Source organism: Erythrobacter donghaensis (assembly GCF_001557325.1).
Taxonomy (GTDB): Bacteria; Pseudomonadota; Alphaproteobacteria; order Sphingomonadales; family Sphingomonadaceae; genus Erythrobacter; species Erythrobacter donghaensis_B.
Genome location: NZ_LSJS01000324.1, coordinates 1 through 861, shown reverse-complemented (window position 1 = coordinate 861; position 861 = coordinate 1). Strand labels below are relative to the sequence as shown.

Below are 861 nucleotides of genomic sequence, written 5' to 3'. Positions count from 1 at the left end.
TCCCCTGCTCCGCCCCCGCCGCCGCCAACACCGCCGCCGCGCGACACTCTGCTCGTCAACAAGCGCAAGCATCCGCGGCAGGCGACCTCGCGGGTGGCCTTCGCCGAGATGCTCATTCCGGATGACGATCCGCTGCTCGACTTCCTGCCCTACTGCCACAAGCAGCCGCGCTCGAACGCGATCCTGCCCGAGGTGCAGCGCGCCTTCATCTACCAGCTGGCGATGAGCGGGATCGTCAAGCAGGCGGCGGTCAAGGTCGGCAAGAGCATCGAGGCGCTCTACAAGCTGCGCGAAAAGCCCGGCGCGGAGGATTTCCGGCGGGCCTGGGACGAGGCGCTCGAGTGGGGGCGACTGCGGCTGATGGACTGCGCGATGGAGCGGGCGATCCAGGACGGCGTGCACAACCGCAGCGCCAACGGGATGATCTGCTGGGTGATCCAGCACCGCGGCCGCCACATGGTCGATGCGCGCAAGGTGAAGCGCGGGCACTGGCTATGGGACCGCATTCACCGCGAGATCACCGGGCGCTGGCCGGACGAGGAGGAGACCGTCGACCTCCCCTGAAAGCGCTGGCACGGCGCGCAGCGCCGCAAGCGCGCCCGCAGCGACGCTGGCGAAGCCGGCATGAGCGAGGATTTCGCACGCCGGAGGACGTGCGGAACAAGAGGTTGCCTCAGGAACTGAGGAAACCGACAAGACTCCGCACCTTCTTGCTGCGCCATTGCGGCGGCGGGGCGAGCAGCCAATAGGCGCGGGTGGCGGGCTCGGGCGCGGTGAGCGCGGTGAGGCTACCGCGCGCGATCGCCGCCTCGGCCAGCGCCAGCGGCAGGATGGTGCGGCCCATCCCCGCCAGCGCCGAGG

At 70.2% G+C, this 861-nt stretch carries 2 protein-coding genes; one reads left to right on the top strand and one right to left on the bottom strand.

Features of this window, described 5'->3' with window-relative positions:
* A partial coding sequence (locus AX692_RS20395; protein ID WP_073978142.1) for a hypothetical protein occupies positions 1-564 on the top strand: 564 nt, incomplete at its 5' end.
* A gap of 109 nt (positions 565-673) precedes the next feature.
* On the opposite strand, the gene AX692_RS18535 is transcribed toward AX692_RS20395, so the two are convergent.
* On the bottom strand, positions 674-861 hold a 188-nt coding region (locus AX692_RS18535), incomplete at its 5' end, for a LysR substrate-binding domain-containing protein (protein WP_230961072.1).